The organism is Emticicia oligotrophica DSM 17448, assembly GCF_000263195.1.
Classification (GTDB): domain Bacteria; phylum Bacteroidota; class Bacteroidia; order Cytophagales; family Spirosomataceae; genus Emticicia; species Emticicia oligotrophica.
Genome location: NC_018748.1, coordinates 1,756,599 through 1,775,809, shown reverse-complemented (window position 1 = coordinate 1,775,809; position 19,211 = coordinate 1,756,599). Strand labels below are relative to the sequence as shown.

The following is a 19,211-nucleotide window of genomic DNA, read 5'->3' as shown; positions in this document are numbered from 1 at the left end:
AATATTGCTTTTTGGTGCTACAAAATTAGCCTTTGATGTTTTCTCGAAAGAATGACATCGGTCAGCTATTTGCATTTATTTTTCTAAAACAGCATAGCCAAAACCAGCCGCTCCGAAACCATTACCATTATATAACAAATATTTCTTGCCATTATGTTCATAGCAATGAGCATAATTTATCATTTGGTAGTCGAAATCTGCTGGGTTTTCAGATTTATGAATGCCTACCAAGTCATCTTTTCGTTCCCACTTAAATCCATCTACTGATTCAGCATAGCCCAAACGGTAGCTTTGATTACGGTCTGTACGGTAGTCACGGGTATGGCGATAAGAATAATACATTTTGAAAATACCATCTTCGTGGAAAACGCTCGGGCGACCTACCGCATGCAAGAAATCATCGAAAGGAAGTGCTACATCTCCTGTAGATTTCCAGTTAATACCATCATCAGAAATAGCCACTCTACAATCATAGAATGGTTCGGGGTATCCATGAATGTATTCACATTTTTGACCAGAAATATGCCACATCATCCATTGACCATTGACATACATGACTGAAGGTTGTGCTGCCCAAATTGGGTTATGAATAGAACGGTCCATGATTGGGCCACGGAACATTTTTTTGAAATTTAGGCCACCGTCAGTACTTACGGCTAAGCCCATTGAAAGGCGATACGAGTTGTGCGTACGATTCCAACCTGTGTAATACAGCCAAATATCTCCGTTGGCTTGTGGAACAAACCATGAAGGCATGGCTCCTGTTTCATCATATTCGCCGGGGCCACCTAAATCTAAAACAAAATTATCGTGGATGTAAAGAATTTTGCTTGGGTCATTGTAATCTACATCAATGAAAGTTGGGCGTGAGTAGCCACTATCATCTCTTGAAGAAAAATAAACTCTCAGAAAGTCTTCATGTTTATAGGCGTATGGCACTTGTGCATGCGAACGACTATGCGATAAGCTACCATCTGGTTTATAAACTAGGCCTTTCTTTTGCCAAATGCCTCTAGTATTTACCAATTCATTACTATTTATATTACTCATATTTTTACTGTGTTGTTTGCTTAAAACTCCCAATAAGATGCGAGCCATCACTTATTCTTACGATTGCGTTCAGCTCTGATTTTCCAGTTATCCTTGAAGTCTTTTCCTGGAATTTGAAGGTTTACATTTACCTTTGGAGCCTTTTTGGTTTTGCGGAAATCAAGTACATAATAGCCATTTCCGAAAATCCATTGGAGTTTTACATCTTTGATATTTTTAGGTAAATCTTGAAGCGGAACTTGGTCGGCAAACATTGGGTTGGCATCCATCAAGATTTGATAAGTTTTTTGGTCACGTAGCCATGCACCAACGCTTTCATCACCTACTACGATTCGTCCGCCAACTTTTACAACACGGTTAAATTCTTCGAAAGCTTTGGCTCTTTCTGAAAAAGTATTGATACCACCAAAATGAAAAAGGGCATCGAAAGTGTTATCTTCAAATGGTAAATATGAACCATTACCAATAAAATAATCAATAGTTACATCTTTTTTATCGGCGAATTTTTCCTTCGCATGGCTTAGCATGGCTGGCGATAAATCTGATAAAACAGCATGACCACCAGGCGTAACTTTATCAATGATATAAGCTGAATCTTTTCCTGTACCTGCACCAACCTCAAGTACTTTCATGCCGGGTTTCAACTTTAGGAGGCTAATCATTTGTTTACGAGTAGCTGCTTCATTAGCGTAAAGTGATTCGAATACCCACGAAACACCACGGTCATAGCGAGCATGAGCATCATTATAAGCTACTTGTTCTTTGCGGTCTTGTTCGAAAAGTTCGCGAGGGTAAACTAAATCAACGATGTCGTTAACATCGTAGCTTACGGGTTCTTCGGTTGAAGTATTATTGAGTGTCTTGCCATCGGCCGATAAAACAAGTTTTGTATGTGTTTTTGGGCAAATCAGTTGGTCAAAAAATTGATTCATTATCTAATGTTTTTCTTAAATGAGAAGTATTTTTTTGAAAAGATTTAACAAGTTTACGAAGTCGTGCCTGAAAAACGTTGTTCGGAATCTATCAAGAATAAGGTAATTATAAATTAATATCTTTGCTCGAAACCTCAGCTTTTACGGCAGGATTTCCCTTCCAAATGCTCCAAGGTTCGGTTTTTGTTTTTGTAAGATTCGCACCCATGGCAATTAATGTGCCTTCGCCAAGTGTACAACCATCTCTAATAGTAGCATTTACACCAAAAAACGAATATTCACCTACCACACATCGGCCCGAAAGTACAACGTGTGACGTAAAGTAAACGTGGTCTTTAATTTCGCCGTGGTGGCCAATGTGGTTGCCACTCCAAAGCACTACATTATTGCCAATTTTCACGAATGGTTGAATGGTATTGTCTTCTAAAATGAAGCAATTTTCTCCAATTTGGTCAGTTAATACTGTTGCTTTCGAGCTGATATATGAAATAAAAGAATATCCTTTCTCTTTAGCTTCGGCATAAACTTTTGCACGAATTTGATTCATTTTTCGTTCGCTCAAAGGAGCAAAAAATTTGTATTCGGTAGGCGGGTAAAGTGTTGTTACGTCTTCAAATGGTACGATTGGTAAACCACAGAAAGTATCTTCTTTGATATATTCTTTATTGACCGTAAACGCCACAATTTCATGTTCTGAATCGTTTGTAAGGTAATAGTGTGCCAATTCTGCCACCAATTCTGTACCGAAAACTACAACTTTTGCCATATTTTGAGGTTTTTATACTAATTCAAATTTATTTAAGTGTTCGTTGATTTCTTCTACCGAGCAAAACATCAATAAATCAATTATCGAAAGCCAGGGCACAAATTCATTTTTAAATTGAGTGTATTGAATGGCATTCGATTTGATAAAATTAAGTAAGATTTTGTTATCCGCAAAAAGTTGTTTGTCGTAGATAGCCATCCCACCAATCGGGTTGATGTAGTGGTTGGCGTTTTCTTGTTTGCAGATATCCAAAATTCGATTTTGGGCTTTTAGCTCTTGATTTTGGTAAATGACCGAGCTTTCTATAATTTCTGTCTCTATTTTTAAATACTTGCAAGTTTCTTTCAAGCTATTTACGGCCAATGCGGAAATATTCTCGGCAGGGGAATTAAAAACTTGTTCTATCAAACCAAAAGCCTCTTTATAAAACGGAGCTTTTTTATAAGATTGTTCAAGGGTTTTGAAAAATTTCTTACTCCAAGCTGCTAAATTGTCAATTTCAATTTCTCTGATGAGTTTATTCTGACTGGCTCCAATGAGCGGAATCGTAAACATTGAGGCTTTTCCGTTCATCAGAATATTATTTCTGTTTATCCAACCCTTGTTGATAAATGCCACATCATCATAAATAACAAATTTATCTACTCGCTTGATAAGCTGGAAATAACCAATATAAGGGAAAACATAAGGCTGCATGATTCCCAATACACGTTTAGGCTCGTTTTCTATCTTTAGTGTCTCTTCCATCATTATTACAATCCTTTAGCGATTGGGGGTTAATTTTCTCAAGAAAAACTCACTATCGTGTACAGGCATATTAGGCTTACTTTTGATAGCGTTGAGTTGTATGTCTCCCTCTTGAAACGGAATGACACCTTTCGAATAAAATAGATACTGTGCTTCAGCAGGAATTGGCTTTACAGCACTTCTAAATGGATGAATTGGAATAAGCTTTCGCTTAAAATCTTCTCCCCAAAGTGGATATTCAAAATCTTCGTGTTCTTGCTGAGTTCCGAGAGCAACGATGGCATCTTTAGGTACTATTTCATCAAATTTATGGTAGGCTTCATAGATATTGGGGCGAGCAACTAAGAGCTGCTCTAAGCGAGTCATATTAAATATATTCTTTTCAGCAAAAATAGGGTGTATGCGTATATAAAGTATGGTTGGAATGGCCGAAACTACTATCAATAAACTAACGATTTTTAGATAAATATCTTTGATAAAAAGTTTACGTTTTTGCCAAGAAATGAAAACAATACTTAATAAGGGCATACACCATACAGCCATATTTAGGAAATAACGAGCCTTGATGGGGTCGTAGGGGGCAGAATAGCTGAGTGATAGAAAGTGTAAAATGGCGGCAAGTATCAATATTAGAAAACTATTTTCTGCCATTGAAAGCTTTTTAGGATTTCTAATTAATTGCCATACTAAAAACAATATAATTGGTAGAATCAGTGCAAAGCCAATGACTCCCCAAAATGGGCGTTCTAAATAAAAACGGACTGGGTGTTCGAACGAAAAGTATGAAACAACCGTAAATCTGTTACCTTCGAGTGGTAATGGACTTAAAAGTTTATTAGGTAATACTCTAAATTTTTCATTGATTTTCTTACCTGTTGGCGAGCTACGAAAGCCATCAAGGTTTAGGAAATCGGAAGAATAACGAGCAATATTGAGTAAAAAATTGTCGACTTTATCTTCGCCAGAATAATGCTCAATACCGTGCCAGTTCATTACCATTTCGGGAGCAGAAAGGCTTCCTAAACTAAACTTTTTAGCTTCTTTAATATTTCCAATATAGCCAGTTGGTAAAGCATAAATACCTACTGCTAAAACAAATGCTATTACGAATAACTTAATGTGTGTATAAAACTCTTTCTTTAGAAGAATCGTATGAAATGCCACAACTACTGCCGCAGGAGCAATAAGTAAGAACGTAACTTTGTGGCCTATCCAAATTCCCGCCACGAGGGCAATAAGGCCAAGATTAAGGCGGGTAGGAGAGGCTTTAAAGGCAAACATAAAGTAAGTAAGAGAACCTAAATAAGCCGAAAGGACAATATCAGTTTCGGTGGTTGTTGCCTGCACTAAAGCTGTTGGTAAAAGTGCTGAAACTAAGAATACAAAAACCGAAGCCGTTTTATTGTTTGTAATTTTTAGGCTAATTCCGTAAGCCGAAATGGAAAACATCCAGTAGCTTAAATAATGAATAATTTTAAAGCCTTGTTCGCCCAATAGATGATAAAAAAACATCTGTAAAGTAGGCAAAGAGTTCGGGTAATAATCAATAGTCCAAGTTGTACCTTGCATTCGGTTCATATTTCCGTTTTGCAAGTAATAAGCACATTTTACCAAATGTCCTGTCATACTATCCCATTCGTTGGGGTAGGAGAATAAGAAAATAATTAGATTAAGAACAGTTACTATAAAAAGGCCAATGGATAAAATAGATAGTATAACTTTCCCTGTTGAACCTTGTTGGTACCACAAGTTTGATAGTTCTTTTGGTAAGTTTATAAGGCTTCTTTTGAGTGAAAAAGATTGCCTATTAGTAAGTTTTTGGAAAATAAAATACAATATAATTGCAAAAACATTAACGCTAATGCCCCAAAAAACTGCTTGCCCTATTTGGTTGAATTCAGAAAGTAGGTATCCTGTTGGGATGATACACGAAACTAATCCTAAAAAGAATTTTATAGCATAATCGCTGAGATTTTCAGAGATATACGTAGTATTTCGGTGAATTTGCCAGAAAAAGCCAAGAAATAAAAGTATGAAAAGTAGATGCATTGAGTCAAAAAAAGGCTTTCAAGATGCAAAGATAGTGAAAGCCATTTTAAAAGACATATTTTATGCAAAACTATATCAAAAACTCAAAAAGTTCTGGTTTGTCGTTGATATATTCAAATTGCACATTGTTGGCATTCATTCGCTCGATAAGCGGTTGAAAATCAGACTGTTGTTTGAGCTCGATTCCTACTAATGCAGGCCCTCGTTCACGAGCTGTCTTTTTAGAGTACTCAAAAAATACAATATTGTCGGTAGGGCTTAATACATCGTTTAAAAATGTTTTAAAAGCCCCCGCACGTTGTGGAAAACGAATGATAAAATAATGCTTGAGGCCTTCGTAGAGTAGTGAGCGTTCTTTGATTTCTTCCGTGCGTGTAATATCATTATTACCTCCACCGATAATACAAACGACGTTTTTCCCTTTAATCTCGTCTTTAATAAAATCTAAAGCCGCTACCGATAATGCCCCCGCAGGTTCAGCTACAATGGCTTCTTCGTTGTAGAGTTGTAAGATAGCTGAGCAAACCTTTCCTTCAGGGATTAATAGAATTTCATGATTGAGGTTTTCTCTACAAACTTGAAAGGTTAAATCACCTGCTCGTTTGACAGCCGCCCCATCAACAAACTTATCAATTTCCTCCAGTGTCACAACTTCACCCAATTCGATAGCTGTTTTCATAGTGGGCGAACCTAACGGTTCAACCGCTACGAGTTTGGTTTTGGGTGAAAGTTGCTTAAAGACCGTAGAAACCCCAGAAGCTAATCCACCGCCACCGATGGCAAAAATAAGGTAATCAATCTTAAAGTTGGCATCTTTGAATATTTCTAGCCCAACAGTGCCTTGTCCCTCCATTACTTGTAAATCATCAAACGGATGTACAAAAGTGGCGTTTTGTTCTTCACAATATTTTTTGGCGGCATAATAGGCATCATCATAAGTATCTCCCACCAATTCAATTTTCACGAATTCCTTGCCAAACATCCCTACTTGTTTTATTTTTTGAGCAGGTGTGGTAGTTGGCATAAAGATAGTGCCATTTACCTGCATTTTTCGGCAAGCATAAGCAAGCCCTTGAGCATGATTACCCGCACTGGCACATACAACGCCCTTAGAAAGTTGGTCTTTAGGTAATGTGGCCATTTTATTGTAAGCTCCTCTTATTTTATAAGAGCGGACAACCTGTAAATCTTCTCGTTTAAGATGAATATTGGCACCATAATGCTCAGATAAGTTTAAATTATGCATCAATGGTGTGTGGGTGGCCACACCTTGTAGGCGTTCGGCGGCAAGATAGATATTATCTAAATCTGGGAAGGTCAGTTCAGATTTTGTTTTTGTTGATGCCATAGTTAAATAATTTGCTGATGTTTCACAAACAAATTCAAATATATAAAAAGCACAGAGATTTTGCCTCTGTGCTTCTTCTGTTATATTAAAAAAAGACTTCGCTCAAGGTGAAACCTTCCTTGTAGGAATTAGTTTCTTTCTGGACGTAAGCTACGAACAGTTTTACCTGCTTGCCACATTTCAGATTCACGAAGTTCTGCTAATTCTACCTCTAATTTCTCACGGTAATCAGGTTGTGAGTTACGCTCGATAGATTGAGCAGCTTCTTTTTGTGTTTTTACGCTATTGTAAAGCTTTTTGAAAACTGGCTTAGTAGCATCATGGAAAGGTTTCCACCAGTCTAACGCACCACGTTGAGCAGTTGTAGAACAGTTTGCGTACATCCAATCCATACCGTTTTCAGCAACTAAAGGCATCAACGATTGTGTTAATTCTTCAACTGTTTCGTTGAAAGCTTCTGATGGAGAGTGACCATTTTCACGCAATACTTCATATTGAGCAGCGAAAATACCTTGGATAGCACCCATCAAAGTACCACGCTCACCTGTAAGGTCAGATGTTACTTCGCGGTAGAAATCAGTTTCGAATAAGTAGCCCGAACCTACACCGATACCCATTGCAATTGCTTTTTCGCGAGCTTGTCCTGTAGCATCTTGATAAACAGCAAATGAAGAGTTAAGACCTTTTCCTTCAACGAACAAACGACGAAGAGAAGTACCTGAACCTTTAGGAGCAACCAAGATAACGTCAACATTTTTCGGAGGTTTGATACCAGTTTTTTTGCTGTAAGTGATACCGAATCCGTGAGAGAAATATAAAGTTTTACCTTTTTTAAGGTATTGTTTCACTGTTGGCCATAAGGCAATTTGAGCTGCATCAGATAAAAGGAAACAAATAATTGTACCTTTTTGTAATGCGTCTTCGATGCTGAAAAGAGTTTTTCCTGGAACCCAACCGTCAGCAACAGCTTTATCATAAGTTTTACCAGGTCGTTGGCCAACGATTACGTTGAAACCATTGTCACGCATGTTCATAGCTTGACCAGGGCCTTGTACACCATAGCCAATCACAGCGATTGTTTGACCTTTCAAAAACTCTCTTGCTTTTTCGAGTGGGTACTCTTCGCGGGTTACAACTTCCTCTTCAACACCGCCGAAATTTAATTTTGCCATTTTTATTGATTTGTTTTTGGTTTAATGCGACTAAATAAAAATATGTTGATTACAAATAATACTCCCATTCGGTGATTTCTTCTGGAAGATATTCGATTAATCCTTTTGGAGTTTTGCCTACTGCAACTCGGCCCGAACGAACAAACTCAATAATACCGTGGGGTTTAATGTATTTAAAGAACTCAAAAATTTCAGTTTCTGTACCTGTTTTTTCGATAACTACATAATCAAGCCCCCAATAAACAACCCATGCTTTATAAACTTTATTGACTGTTTCAACATCAATAGATTTACCATTCAAAGGCGTAGAAACTTTAAATAACGCAATTTCATTATAAACAATATCTTCGTTTAGGTAACCGAATACCGCCAAAACTTCGATAATTTTTCGAATCTGACGTACGAGTTTTTCTACTTCTTCACGTCGTTCATGTTTAATTACGATTGTGAATCGAGAAATACCCTTACGCTCAGTTTCCGATACCGTCAAAGATTCAATATTGATTCTTCGGCGGGTAAATATAATTGTGATTTTGTTGAGTAGTCCGATGCTATTTTCGGTAAATACGCAAATAGTGTATGTTGTCATAACAGCCCCTAACCCCCAGTGGGGAATAAAAAATAAATTTATAAAAGCGAGAAATGTACCTCTTTGTACCCCCATCGGGGTTTAGGTGCTACTCCAAGCGAATCTCGCTTACGCTTGTTCCAGCAGGAACCATAGGGAATACGTTTTCTTCTTTTTCTACGATTACCTCTAGTAAATAGGCTTTTTTAGACGCTAATAATGTATCCAATGAATCGCTTAGGTTTTCTCTATCTGAACAAGTATGTCCTGCAATTCCGAATCCCTTAGCAATGGTAATGAAATCAGGGTTTTGAAGTTCTACGAATGAATAGCGATTATCGAAGAATAACTGCTGCCATTGGCGTACCATTCCTAAGAAATTGTTGTTAAGGATAATCATCTTTACCGCCAAACCACTCTGGGCAATTGTACCAAGTTCCTGAATAGTCATTTGGAAACAACCATCACCGATAACACCCACTACTTCACGGTCTGGAGCTCCTACTTTTGCACCAAAAGAGGCGGGTATAGCAAAGCCCATAGTACCCAGTCCACCCGAAGCAATATATGAATTGGGTTTGCGGAATTGATAATAGCGTGCCGTTACCATTTGGTGCTGGCCTACATCTACTACAATACAAGCTTCGCCGTTTGTCTTATCAGAAAGTAAGGCAACCACTTCAGCCATTTTGATTTTACCTTCTTGGCTTAAATCACGTAGTGTTACTTTTTCGTATTCTTTCGCATCAAGCTTACGGAATTCGTTTTTCCAACCAGTAAAGTCTCCTTTTTTTACAAGAGGAAGCAACATTTTAAGTGCTTCTTTGGCGTCGCCAATTACTGGAGCTTCGGTTTTCTTGATTTTCTCTACTTCCGAAGGGTCGATTTCGATATGAATAATTTTTGCTTGTTTGGCAAATTTGGTTGCATCACCCGTTACACGGTCATCAAAACGCATACCTATTGCAATCAAAACATCACATTCATCGGTCATCACATTGGGTGAATACATTCCGTGCATTCCTAACCAGCCCATGTAATTCGGGTGATTATTAGGCATTGCCGAAAGGCCAAGTAAAGTACTCGCACAAGGCATATCGGTTTTCTCGATGAATTCGATTAATTCTTGAACAGCATCAGCAATCAAGACTCCATGACCAAATAGAACATAAGGACGTTTGGCTTTATTGATTAATTCGGCTGCTCGCTCGATTTGTTCTTGTTTGGGCACTACACGTGGGTTGTAGCTAACCATTTTCTCAATTTTTTTGTAAGAGAATGGTTTTGTCATTTTAGCTACTTGAGCATCTCGTGCAAAATCAATAACTACTGGGCCTGGCTTACCAGATTTAGCAATAAAAAATGCTTTGGCCATTACCTCTGGCACTTCGTCTGGGTCGGTAATCTGATAATTCCATTTGCAAACAGGTGTTGTTACACCTATCATATCAGTTTCTTGGAAGGCATCAGTGCCGAGCAAGGTTGATTTCACTTGTCCTACGATACAAACCATTGGCGTGCAATCAATGATAGCATCGGCAATGGGTGTAACCATGTTTGTTCCACCAGGGCCTGAAGTTACCAAACATACACCTGTACGCCCACTTACACGTGCATAGCCTTGAGCAGCATGACCCGCACCTTGTTCATGACGAACCAAAGTATGGTGGAGTCTATCCATGTAGTCATAGAGGGCATCGTAGGTTGGCATAATGGCTCCGCCCGGATATCCAAAGATATTATCTACACCTTCAGCAAGTAAACACTCCATCATGGCTTGTGCACCAGAAAGAATTGTTTTTTCTTCATTCTTTGCAATTGGAGCAGAAGCGGCTTCTTGCTTTAATTCAATTTCTAATAAATTTCCCATATCGTTTAGATATTTTAGGATAAAGTTTTTATTTGGTTTGTTGTACTCCGTCTTATAAGTCAGTTACGCAGCCTTCGCTTGCCGAACTTACGTTTTTGATATATTTACGAAGAACTCCTCTTGTATGCTCTGATGGAATTTGTTTCCAAGCTGCTCGACGAACAGCCAATTCTTCATCTGATACATGAAGGATGAGCTTATTATCTACAGCATCAATTGTAATTTTATCCCCATCTTTCACTAAGGCAATAGTTCCGCCATCAAAAGCTTCTGGAGTAACGTGACCTACGACAAATCCGTGGGTTCCGCCCGAAAAACGGCCATCAGTAATCATGGCTACGCTATTTCCTAAGCCTGCACCCATTACTGCTGAAGTTGGCTTGAGCATTTCTGGCATACCTGGGCCACCTTTAGGGCCTTCATTGCGAATGACAATGACGTGTCCTGGTTTGATTTCGCCTTTTTCTAAGTATTCGATTACTTCCTCTTCTCTTTCACAAACTTTAGCGATTCCTTCAAACTTTTCACCTTCTTTACCTGTAATTTTAGCTACAGCACCACCAGATGCAAGGTTTCCGTAAAGGACTTGTAAGTGTCCCGATGCTTTGATTGGCGATTCGATTGGATGAATGATTTTTTGTTCTTCGAAATCTAAATCTGGAACATCAGCCAAGTTTTCAGCGATTGTTTTTCCTGTAATGGTCATACAATCACCGTGAATTAGGCCTTTTTTAAGTAAATACTTCATTAATGCTGGTACTCCACCAATGGCTAACATATCTTCCATGTAGTATTTGCCAGATGGTTTTAAGTCGCCAATGAGCGGAGTGCGGTCAGAAATATCTTGAATATCTTTGAGTGTAAATTCAACACCCGCCGAACTTGCAATTGCTAAATAGTGTAAAACCGCATTAGTAGAGCCACCCATCGCCATTACAATTGTCATTGCATTTTCAAATGCTTTGCGAGTCATAATATCACGTGGGCAGATATTTTTCTCTAACATATTCTTCATTGCTGCTCCGATAGCCAAACACTCTGCTTTCTTGCCTTCATGAGTAGCTGGATAGCTAGAAGAGTTTGGAAGCGTAAGACCCATTGCTTCCATTGAAGAAGCCATTGTATTGGCAGTGTACATACCCCCACAAGCACCTGCTCCTGGAATGGCATTTTTAATAACTCCGTTATAATCTTCGTCAGAAATTGTTCCAGCAAATTTTTGCCCTAATGCTTCGAAGGCAGATACAATATCGAGTTTCTTTCCTTTGTATTGTCCAGTACGGATAGTTCCCCCATAAACCAACATTGCTGGGCGATTGAGGCGAGCAATAGCCATCATAGCACCCGGCATGTTTTTATCACAACCAACAACAGCAATTACACCGTCATACCATTGGGCTTGTACAACATCTTCGATTGAATCGGCAATGATATCGCGGCTTGGTAAAGAAAAACTCATTCCATTATTACCGTTAGTCATGCCATCAGAAACCCCAATTGTGTGGAAGATTAGTCCCACCATTCCGTTTTCTTGAATGCCTTTTTTTACGTGTACTGACAAACCATTTAAGTGCATATTACACGTATTTCCCTCATATCCAGTACTTGCGATACCAATTTGAGGTTTGTTCATGTCTTCATCGGTTAAGCCAACGCCATAAAGCATTGCTTTTGCAGCAGGATTGTGAATCTCTTGTGTAAGGGTGCGGCTGAATTTGTTTAATGATGCCATTGGTTAATCTTTTGTTGTAAACGTAGTTATAAATACTTAGAATATTTACAGAAAAAAACCTTCTTCACTGTGGGTGAAGAAGGTCTTCTATTTTAAAGCATAGCGAGCCCTCTTCTACCCGTTTAGACGAGTAGAATAATAATGATGAGGACAACTAAACTGGTATATATCATATTGATAAAGATTCTCTTATTGCGAATATTCGCTGAATGCGAATCATTTTCATTACAAATGAATCTACTTTCATTTATAAATCCAAATATTTTTTTGAAAAATTTCAAGACTCCCTTTCTTTGCATAAGTTTTTCTTTAAAAAATATCTTTTTTGTTTCTTTTTGTCTAATATTGAGTATCGCAAACCACATTATTTATCCTAATGAAAATCTACAAGACATTACAAGGATTCGTAATCGAACACGAAGGGTATTATTATATTTCAAGACACACTGATTGGGACACATTCATCAATCGAGAAGACTTGTTTTTCGAGCTACAGCGAGAAATTCAACTTTTGCCAGCCGCTGCCGAATATAAATCCTTAATTGACAATGGTTTACTGGCTCCGATTCAATCGCAGGAGGTTTGGGCGTCGGGGGTTACGTATCTACGTAGCCGTAACGCTCGCATGGAAGAGTCGAAGGGTGCCGGAGGGGATAATTTTTATGATAGAGTTTATGATGCCGAACGCCCAGAGTTATTTTTTAAATCTACTCCACAAAGAGTAGTGGGGTCTGGTCAAGCAGTAAGAATTAGAAAAGACTCAAAATGGAATGTACCCGAACCAGAATTGACTTTATTTATTAATTCGAAAGGACAAATTTCTGGCTATACAGTAGGGAATGATATGAGTTCAAGAGATATTGAGGGGGAAAATCCACTTTATTTACCTCAAGCAAAAACTTACGATAAAAGTGCTGCAATTGGGCCGGGGATTGCCGTTTTTGATTCAACAATTGATGAGAACACTAAAATAAATCTCGAAATTCTTCGATTTGATATTCCAATGTTTAGTGATTCCATCGAAATTAATCGAATGAAACGCAAGCACAGTGATTTGGTTGAGTATTTATTCAGAGAAATGTCCTTTCCTAATGGTTGTTTTTTAATGACAGGTACAGGGATAGTGCCGCACGATGATTTTACACTCGAAGTAGGTGATGTAGTAAAAATTACAATAGATGGTATTGGTACACTCGTCAATACTGTTGAAATGAAATAATGTACCTAAGATTTTATCAAATTTACCATATAAACTACCATTATAAAGAGTAATGCAAATTACAGGAAGAAATATTATTGGCTTCGAAACTTTCTCAGAAGGTACTGTAGCAATTCAGGCCATTAATCCAGCGACGGGCGAAACCCTCGCTCCATTATTCTACAAAGCCACCATTCAAGAATTAAATCTTGCTACCGAAAAGGCAGAGAAGGCTTTTCAAATATATAGAAAGACTTCGGGTAAGAAAAAAGCAGAATTTTTGGAGAAAATTGCAGAAGAAATAGAAAATTTAGGCGACCTTCTCACCGAGCGATACATTGCTGAATCGGGTTTGCCTCAAGGACGTGCAGTAGGGGAAAGAGGCCGTACAACGGGTCAACTTAGATTATTCGCTCAATTATTGAAAGAAGGTTCTTGGGTGAATGCAAGAATTGATACTGCATTGCCAGACCGCCAACCACTTCCTCGACCAGATATTCGTTCGGTTGAGCGTGCTATTGGAGTAGTGGGTGTTTTTGGAGCAAGTAATTTCCCTTTAGCATTTTCTGTGGCAGGCGGCGATACCGCTTCGGCATTAGCTGCTGGTTGCCCCGTTATTTTTAAAGCACACCCTGCACATTTAGGTACTTCAGAACTCGTAGGTAAAGCGATACAAAAAGCCGCTGAAGCTACTGGAATGCCTGATGGCGTATTTTCCTTATTATTTGATGATGGACATGAAATAGGTTTAGCATTAGTTACACACCCAGCTATAAAGGCCGTTGGTTTTACAGGTTCTTATCGTGGAGGAAAAGCCCTTTTCGATGCTGCTGCTGCTAGACCAGAGCCAATTCCTGTTTATGCTGAAATGGGAAGCGTAAACCCAGTATTCGTGCTACCGCGAATACTTGAAGCGAATGGTGCTTCTATTGCCCAAAACTTCATCAATTCAGTGACACTTGGCGTGGGACAGTTTTGTACTAATCCGGGAATGCTTCTGATTGAAAAAAATGACGCATTTATTGAAACGCTCGAACATCATACAAGTAATAGTCAGGGTGGTGTAATGCTTACATCAGGTATTCGTGATGCCTATGTGAGAGGAATAGAACATGCAAAAAATTATACTAAAGTAATAGGTGTTGGAAAGGCTTCTGATGGATTTACTGCCGTTGAGCCTGTATTTTTTCATACTAATATTGAGGAGTTTATACAAAATCCGCATTTAAGTGAAGAAATTTTTGGGCCAACCAGTTTAGTTGTTGAAGCAAATTCAAAGGATGAAATTTTAGCTGCTGCTCAAAGTATGACGGGGCATCTTACAGCCACCGTTCATGGAACACCTGAAGATTTAGAAGAATATGCTGAATTGATTGAAATTTTAGAACAAAAGGTAGGTAGGATTCTAATCAATGGTTTTCCAACAGGAGTTGAGGTTTCTCATGCAATGGTGCATGGTGGGCCATTCCCTGCAACAACAGATTCGAGAAGTACTTCGGTTGGAACAATGGCCATCACAAGATTTACTCGCCCAGTGTGTTATCAGAACTTTCCAGATAGTCTTTTGATTGATGAATTAAAAGAAAGTAATCCTCTAGAAATTTGGAGATTAGTAGATGGAGAGTTGAAAAAATAAAATATTTTGAGAAATACATGGGTCGTTCTGAACTTTAAAAAGACCCTTTTATCTCAGGATTCGGGAAAACTCATTTTTGTCGTAACGCTAGAATAGCTAAAGTATAAGTTAGACCATAAAAAAACGCAAGTGTATTTTCACTTGCGTTTTTTTATGGTCTAAACAAAATATTGCTTATTTCTTAGGTGCTGCTGCTGGAGCTGCTGGTGTTGTTTGAGCCGCTGCTTTTGCAGGAGGAGTTACGCCTAATTTTTTGAATACTAAATCAGAGATATTATCTGCATCTGGAGCAACCAAAAGAATTGGAGTTGTACCAGGGCCAGCATCAGTGTTAAATACATATACATAGCCATTTTCTTTAGCAACATCTTTCACAGTTTTGTCGATTTTCTCTAAAACTGGAGCCAACAATTGTTGTTGTTTTTGTTGTAAAGCTGACTCAGAGTTTTGTTGGAACTCTTGAATAGCTGTTTGAGCACTTTGCAATTCTTTTTCACGGTCAGCTCTGATTACTGCTGACATCGTAGCTCCATTTTTTTGATAATCTTCATACTTTGTTTGGAACGCAGTAATCTTATCTTGCAAAAGTTTATCGTATTGAGCTTTTTCAGTTTTTAATTTATTTTCGATGTCTTTTGCGTCCGGAAGGTTATTAAGGATATAGTCAACATTTGTATATCCGATTTTTGTTGTTTGGGCATTAGCCATGCTTACAAACATAAATGCCGTGATAATTGCGGCGAAAAATTTTGTCTTCATTTGTTTATACTTATTTTTTTGGTTTGGTTACTTGGTTATTTTGAGTTTTCTCTTCTTTGAGTGAAATTCCTAAAGCCTCCATTACATAATCTGTGTAATCGTGGCGTGGGTCGGTGTAAATCATACTCATATCTGAGGCTTTATCGAAAATAAACATCAATTGTTTCTGACGTGCTACTTTCTCACAGGCTTTATTGATATCGTCGAGTATGGGTTTCATGATTTCCTTCTTTTTTGTGAAAATCATTCCGTTCATGCCAAAGACCTTGTTATTGAGTTCTTTCAATTCTGCTTCTTTTTCATCAATTATTTTCTGCCGCTCACGTTTCATTTCAGCAGTTAGCAAAATTTCTTCTTGCTGAAATTGTTGACGCATTTTTTCTATTTCGGCATATTTCCCTTGAATATCATTTACCCATTTTTCAGAATATTTATCCATATCTTCTTGGGCCTTTTTATACGCAGGCATCTTGCTTGTAATAAATTCAGAATCAATGTACCCGAACTTTTGTGCAAAGCTTTGTGCTGAAAGAAGAGCCAAAAATAGTAAAAATATTGTCTTTTTCATTCAAAAATAAATTTTCAATGCGTGAATTGTTGAATGTTTTTATTAAGTGGCTGCATAGATTAAATTTCTGTTTCGATTACTCTGAGCTAAAAACGCACAAAATATATTTAATTATTACATCATTAACAGATTTTAACAAATAACTATTAATGGTGTATTTTTATCGAATTTGCTGACCAATACTAAACGTAAACGATTTCAAACCGCGATTCGTAATACCCGGAATTGGGTCAAAACCTTTACCAAAGTCAAGACCAATCATACCAAATGCTGGCATAAAGATTCTGGCTCCAACCCCTGCTGTACGACGTAATTTGAATGGGTTGAAATCTTTATAACTCCCCCAACTATTACCCGCTTCGGCAAAGCCCAAGATAAAGATAGTTGCTTGTGGATTAAGTGATACTGGGTAACGAAGCTCGGTAGCATACTTGCTATACACAATTCCACCCATACGGCTGAGTGTTACAGTTCCATCGCTTGTACGTAACTTTTCAGCTTCAGCCAATGATAATTCGTGTACAACACCTTCATCATAGCCTCTTAGACCAATCAAATCTGCACCAACGTTATAGGCATTTTGCATACCCATACCCGCACCCCCTAAGATAAAGCGACCAAACGGACTGAAGTCTGATTTAGCACTATATTTACCCAAGAAGCCCATATTTGCTTTCGCATGCAAGACTAGCTTTCCAACAACTGGCACGTACCAGTCGCCATCGAACATCCATTTGTGGCCTTCTACCCATTTAAATTTGTCGACTACTGGAGCGTCTCTAAACAAAGAGTATGGTGGGTTGAATGTGGCACTCAATGTAAACTGAGAACCCGAACGCGTAAACTGTGGGTTATCTAAGCTATATCTTGATACTACAAAAGCCATTGAGAGGTCGTTAGCTACACCTTTTTGGAAACCAGGGATGAAGTAACTGTTATCAACATTATATCTTTGGTAAGATAATGAAGCATTGAAACTAAAGTTACGGTCAGGCCAATTGAGGCGTTTTCCGTAGGTAATAGAACCACCAGTGTTTTTGAAATACCCCGAGTAAATACCTGCACTTCCACCATAGAGTGAGGCATAAGCCGAACCATATTGGCGTTCTAAAGCTCTTTGGTAACCTCTATTATCAGATGAAGTATGGAAAATACTTACAGCAAATGAATTCGGTTTTTTACCACCTAACCACGGTTCTGTAAAAGAAAGTGAATAGGTTTGGTAGAAACGTCCACTAGCTTGCAAACGTAAGGCTAGACGTTGTCCATCGCCCGCAGGAAGTGGTTTCCATTTATCTAAATTTCCAATATTTCTTGCCGAAAAGTTATTAAATACAACCCCAAAAGTACCTACAAAACCTTGTAAACCTCCCCAACCTCCTGAGAGCTCGATATTATCGCTTGGTTTTTCTTCTACATTATATTCAATATCCACTGTACCATCGGCTTGTGGAATTGGTTTTGGTTCGATTTTTTGTGGGTCGAAATATCCTAATCTCGAAAGCGTTTGTTGCGTTTCGATGAGGTCAGTTTTACTGAATTTTTGTCCAGGACGAGTCAATAATTCACGCATTACTACGTGGTCGCTGGTTTTGGTATTTCCGTTTAAGATAATGCGGTTTATGGTAGCTTGTTTACCTTCACGGATACGCATCTCAATATCAATAGAGTCACCATCGACAGCCACTTCTACGGGCTCACATTGGAAGAATAAATAACCATCGTCCATATAGGCAGAGCTTACGTCGCCTTGTGGAATACCATTAATTTTTTTATTTAATTCTTCAGGATTATAGACATCACCTTTTTTGATGGCTAAAATAGTTTCTAAATCCTTGGTTTTACGAAGGTAATTACCTGTCCAAGTGATGTTTCTATAATAAAAACGATTTCCTTCGTTGACATTCAAAACTAATTTGATATTTCCATTAGGTAATGTGATGGTTGAGTCAGAAGTAACTTGAGCATCACGATATCCTTTTTTATTATAGTATTCAACAAGCTTTTGCTTATCTTCTTCAAACTTTTTAGGAATAAATTTTGAAGGAGTAAAAATACGAAGTGGTGCTTTGATTTTAGTTGCTTTCATTTTAGAAAGAACTTTGTAATCAGGCATTTCTTTGACACCATTCAACTGAATATCTTCGATTTTTACCTTTTTCTTTTTATCAATATATACCATTAGGGCAGCATTATTGGCTCTGATGGTATCAGAAACCTGCTTAATCTGAACAGTTGTATTCAAAAAGCCCTTTTCTATGTAAATACGCTTAATAGTAAGTTGGATATTCTTGATTAATGCATCAGTAATTACCTTCCCTTTATTGGTTTTTACTTTTTCACTTACTCCATCAATTTCTCCTTTTCGGATACCCTTAAACACAAATTTATTCAAACGAGGGCGTTCTCGTAGATGGATGTCCAATTCAACTTTATCGACTTCGATTTTAGTAACATTGATAGATACATCTTCAATAATACCTTGTTCCATTAATCTGCGAATAGCTGTACTAATCCGTTCGCCAGGAATACTAACCTTGTCATTGACATTTAGACCCGAAACAGAAATAAGGGTATTAGGGTCTAAAAACTTTACACCGCTAACAGTAATTTTTGAGATAACGTACTCTTTCGGACGCTCATAACTTATGGCTGCTTCTTTCGGCTGGTCATATTTACGACCAAGACCCAGTGGAAACTGAGCCATAAGATTTGTAGTAATGAGTGATAAAACAAAAAAGGAAAGTAACTTCAGGATACGCATAATATATTTAGAATATCAAAATAGTCAGTTTAACGAACAAGCCATTTTTGGG

General features: G+C 38.0%; 15 protein-coding genes. 2 read left to right on the top strand and 13 right to left on the bottom strand.

The window, feature by feature from the left end; all coding sequences use genetic code 11:
* Positions 1 to 75: 75 nt before the first annotated feature.
* From EMTOL_RS07370 to ilvD, 10 genes are all read right to left on the bottom strand, one after another.
* On the bottom strand, positions 76 to 1,008 hold the full coding sequence (locus EMTOL_RS07370; RefSeq protein WP_041693983.1) for a glycoside hydrolase family protein: 933 nt from the start codon (positions 1,006 to 1,008) through the stop codon (positions 76 to 78).
* Positions 1,009 to 1,097: 89 nt separating this feature from the next.
* The gene (locus EMTOL_RS07365) at positions 1,098 to 1,982 is read right to left on the bottom strand and encodes a class I SAM-dependent methyltransferase (RefSeq protein WP_015028645.1); all 885 of its coding nucleotides are present in this window, start codon (positions 1,980 to 1,982) and stop codon (positions 1,098 to 1,100) included.
* 106 nt (positions 1,983 to 2,088) lie between these two features.
* The gene (locus EMTOL_RS07360) at positions 2,089 to 2,748 is read right to left on the bottom strand and encodes an acetyltransferase (RefSeq protein ID WP_015028644.1); all 660 of its coding nucleotides are present in this window, start codon (positions 2,746 to 2,748) and stop codon (positions 2,089 to 2,091) included.
* Positions 2,749 to 2,760: 12 nt separating this feature from the next.
* On the bottom strand, positions 2,761 to 3,498 hold the full coding sequence (locus EMTOL_RS07355) for a WbqC family protein (protein ID WP_015028643.1): 738 nt from the start codon (positions 3,496 to 3,498) through the stop codon (positions 2,761 to 2,763).
* Positions 3,499 to 3,510: 12 nt separating this feature from the next.
* The gene (locus EMTOL_RS07350; RefSeq protein WP_015028642.1) at positions 3,511 to 5,544 is read right to left on the bottom strand and encodes a hypothetical protein; all 2,034 of its coding nucleotides are present in this window, start codon (positions 5,542 to 5,544) and stop codon (positions 3,511 to 3,513) included.
* 70 nt (positions 5,545 to 5,614) lie between these two features.
* Entirely contained in the window at positions 5,615 to 6,892 is a 1,278-nt protein-coding gene (gene ilvA / locus EMTOL_RS07345) for a threonine ammonia-lyase (protein ID WP_015028641.1), read from the bottom strand.
* A 128-nt stretch (positions 6,893 to 7,020) separates the two neighbouring features.
* Positions 7,021 to 8,064, bottom strand: a complete 1,044-nt coding sequence (gene ilvC / locus EMTOL_RS07340) for a ketol-acid reductoisomerase (protein WP_015028640.1) — start codon at positions 8,062 to 8,064, stop codon at positions 7,021 to 7,023.
* 49 nt (positions 8,065 to 8,113) lie between these two features.
* Positions 8,114 to 8,653 carry an acetolactate synthase small subunit gene (gene ilvN / locus EMTOL_RS07335; RefSeq protein WP_041693981.1) on the bottom strand — a complete coding sequence of 180 codons (540 nt, stop codon included), beginning with the start codon at positions 8,651 to 8,653 and terminating at the stop codon, positions 8,114 to 8,116.
* A gap of 88 nt (positions 8,654 to 8,741) precedes the next feature.
* Entirely contained in the window at positions 8,742 to 10,502 is a 1,761-nt protein-coding gene (gene ilvB / locus EMTOL_RS07330; RefSeq protein WP_015028638.1) for a biosynthetic-type acetolactate synthase large subunit, read from the bottom strand.
* Between the two features lie 52 nt (positions 10,503 to 10,554).
* Positions 10,555 to 12,234, bottom strand: coding sequence for a dihydroxy-acid dehydratase (gene ilvD / locus EMTOL_RS07325; RefSeq protein WP_015028637.1), 1,680 nt, complete (start codon positions 12,232 to 12,234; stop codon positions 10,555 to 10,557).
* A 376-nt stretch (positions 12,235 to 12,610) separates the two neighbouring features.
* On the opposite strand from ilvD, the gene EMTOL_RS07315 reads away from it, so the two are divergent.
* Both EMTOL_RS07315 and EMTOL_RS07310 read left to right on the top strand, forming a co-directional pair.
* Positions 12,611 to 13,453, top strand: coding sequence for a fumarylacetoacetate hydrolase family protein (locus tag EMTOL_RS07315; protein ID WP_015028635.1), 843 nt, complete (start codon positions 12,611 to 12,613; stop codon positions 13,451 to 13,453).
* Positions 13,454 to 13,505: 52 nt separating this feature from the next.
* On the top strand, positions 13,506 to 15,068 hold the full coding sequence (locus EMTOL_RS07310; RefSeq protein ID WP_015028634.1) for an aldehyde dehydrogenase (NADP(+)): 1,563 nt from the start codon (positions 13,506 to 13,508) through the stop codon (positions 15,066 to 15,068).
* 174 nt (positions 15,069 to 15,242) lie between these two features.
* On the opposite strand, the gene EMTOL_RS07305 is transcribed toward EMTOL_RS07310, so the two are convergent.
* The 3 genes from EMTOL_RS07305 to bamA all read right to left on the bottom strand — a co-directional run bounded on the left by EMTOL_RS07305 (position 15,243) and on the right by bamA (position 19,159).
* Positions 15,243 to 15,827 (bottom strand): OmpH/Skp family outer membrane protein, encoded by a 585-nt coding sequence (locus EMTOL_RS07305; protein WP_015028633.1) that lies wholly within the window; start codon positions 15,825 to 15,827, stop codon positions 15,243 to 15,245.
* Positions 15,828 to 15,837: 10 nt separating this feature from the next.
* On the bottom strand, positions 15,838 to 16,395 hold the full coding sequence (locus EMTOL_RS07300; RefSeq protein WP_015028632.1) for an OmpH/Skp family outer membrane protein: 558 nt from the start codon (positions 16,393 to 16,395) through the stop codon (positions 15,838 to 15,840).
* A gap of 160 nt (positions 16,396 to 16,555) precedes the next feature.
* On the bottom strand, positions 16,556 to 19,159 hold the full coding sequence (gene bamA / locus EMTOL_RS07295; RefSeq protein WP_015028631.1) for an outer membrane protein assembly factor BamA: 2,604 nt from the start codon (positions 19,157 to 19,159) through the stop codon (positions 16,556 to 16,558).
* Positions 19,160 to 19,211: the final 52 nt, after the last annotated feature.

What these genes read in the sequence shown, in the direction of transcription:
- ilvD (WP_015028637.1), bottom strand. Translation starts at nt 12,234, where the DNA reads ATGGCATCATTAAACAAATTCAGCCGCACCCTTACACAAGAGATTCAC.
- EMTOL_RS07365 (WP_015028645.1), bottom strand. Translation starts at nt 1,982, where the DNA reads ATGAATCAATTTTTTGACCAACTGATTTGCCCAAAAACACATACAAAA.
- ilvC (WP_015028640.1), bottom strand. Translation starts at nt 8,064, where the DNA reads ATGGCAAAATTAAATTTCGGCGGTGTTGAAGAGGAAGTTGTAACCCGC.
- bamA (WP_015028631.1), bottom strand. Translation starts at nt 19,159, where the DNA reads ATGCGTATCCTGAAGTTACTTTCCTTTTTTGTTTTATCACTCATTACT.
- EMTOL_RS07360 (WP_015028644.1), bottom strand. Translation starts at nt 2,748, where the DNA reads ATGGCAAAAGTTGTAGTTTTCGGTACAGAATTGGTGGCAGAATTGGCA.
- EMTOL_RS07355 (WP_015028643.1), bottom strand. Translation starts at nt 3,498, where the DNA reads ATGATGGAAGAGACACTAAAGATAGAAAACGAGCCTAAACGTGTATTG.
- EMTOL_RS07310 (WP_015028634.1), top strand. Translation starts at nt 13,506, where the DNA reads ATGCAAATTACAGGAAGAAATATTATTGGCTTCGAAACTTTCTCAGAA.
- ilvN (WP_041693981.1), bottom strand. Translation starts at nt 8,653, where the DNA reads ATGACAACATACACTATTTGCGTATTTACCGAAAATAGCATCGGACTA.
- ilvB (WP_015028638.1), bottom strand. Translation starts at nt 10,502, where the DNA reads ATGGGAAATTTATTAGAAATTGAATTAAAGCAAGAAGCCGCTTCTGCT.
- EMTOL_RS07305 (WP_015028633.1), bottom strand. Translation starts at nt 15,827, where the DNA reads ATGAAGACAAAATTTTTCGCCGCAATTATCACGGCATTTATGTTTGTA.
- ilvA (WP_015028641.1), bottom strand. Translation starts at nt 6,892, where the DNA reads ATGGCATCAACAAAAACAAAATCTGAACTGACCTTCCCAGATTTAGAT.
- EMTOL_RS07315 (WP_015028635.1), top strand. Translation starts at nt 12,611, where the DNA reads ATGAAAATCTACAAGACATTACAAGGATTCGTAATCGAACACGAAGGG.
- EMTOL_RS07300 (WP_015028632.1), bottom strand. Translation starts at nt 16,395, where the DNA reads ATGAAAAAGACAATATTTTTACTATTTTTGGCTCTTCTTTCAGCACAA.
- EMTOL_RS07350 (WP_015028642.1), bottom strand. Translation starts at nt 5,544, where the DNA reads ATGCATCTACTTTTCATACTTTTATTTCTTGGCTTTTTCTGGCAAATT.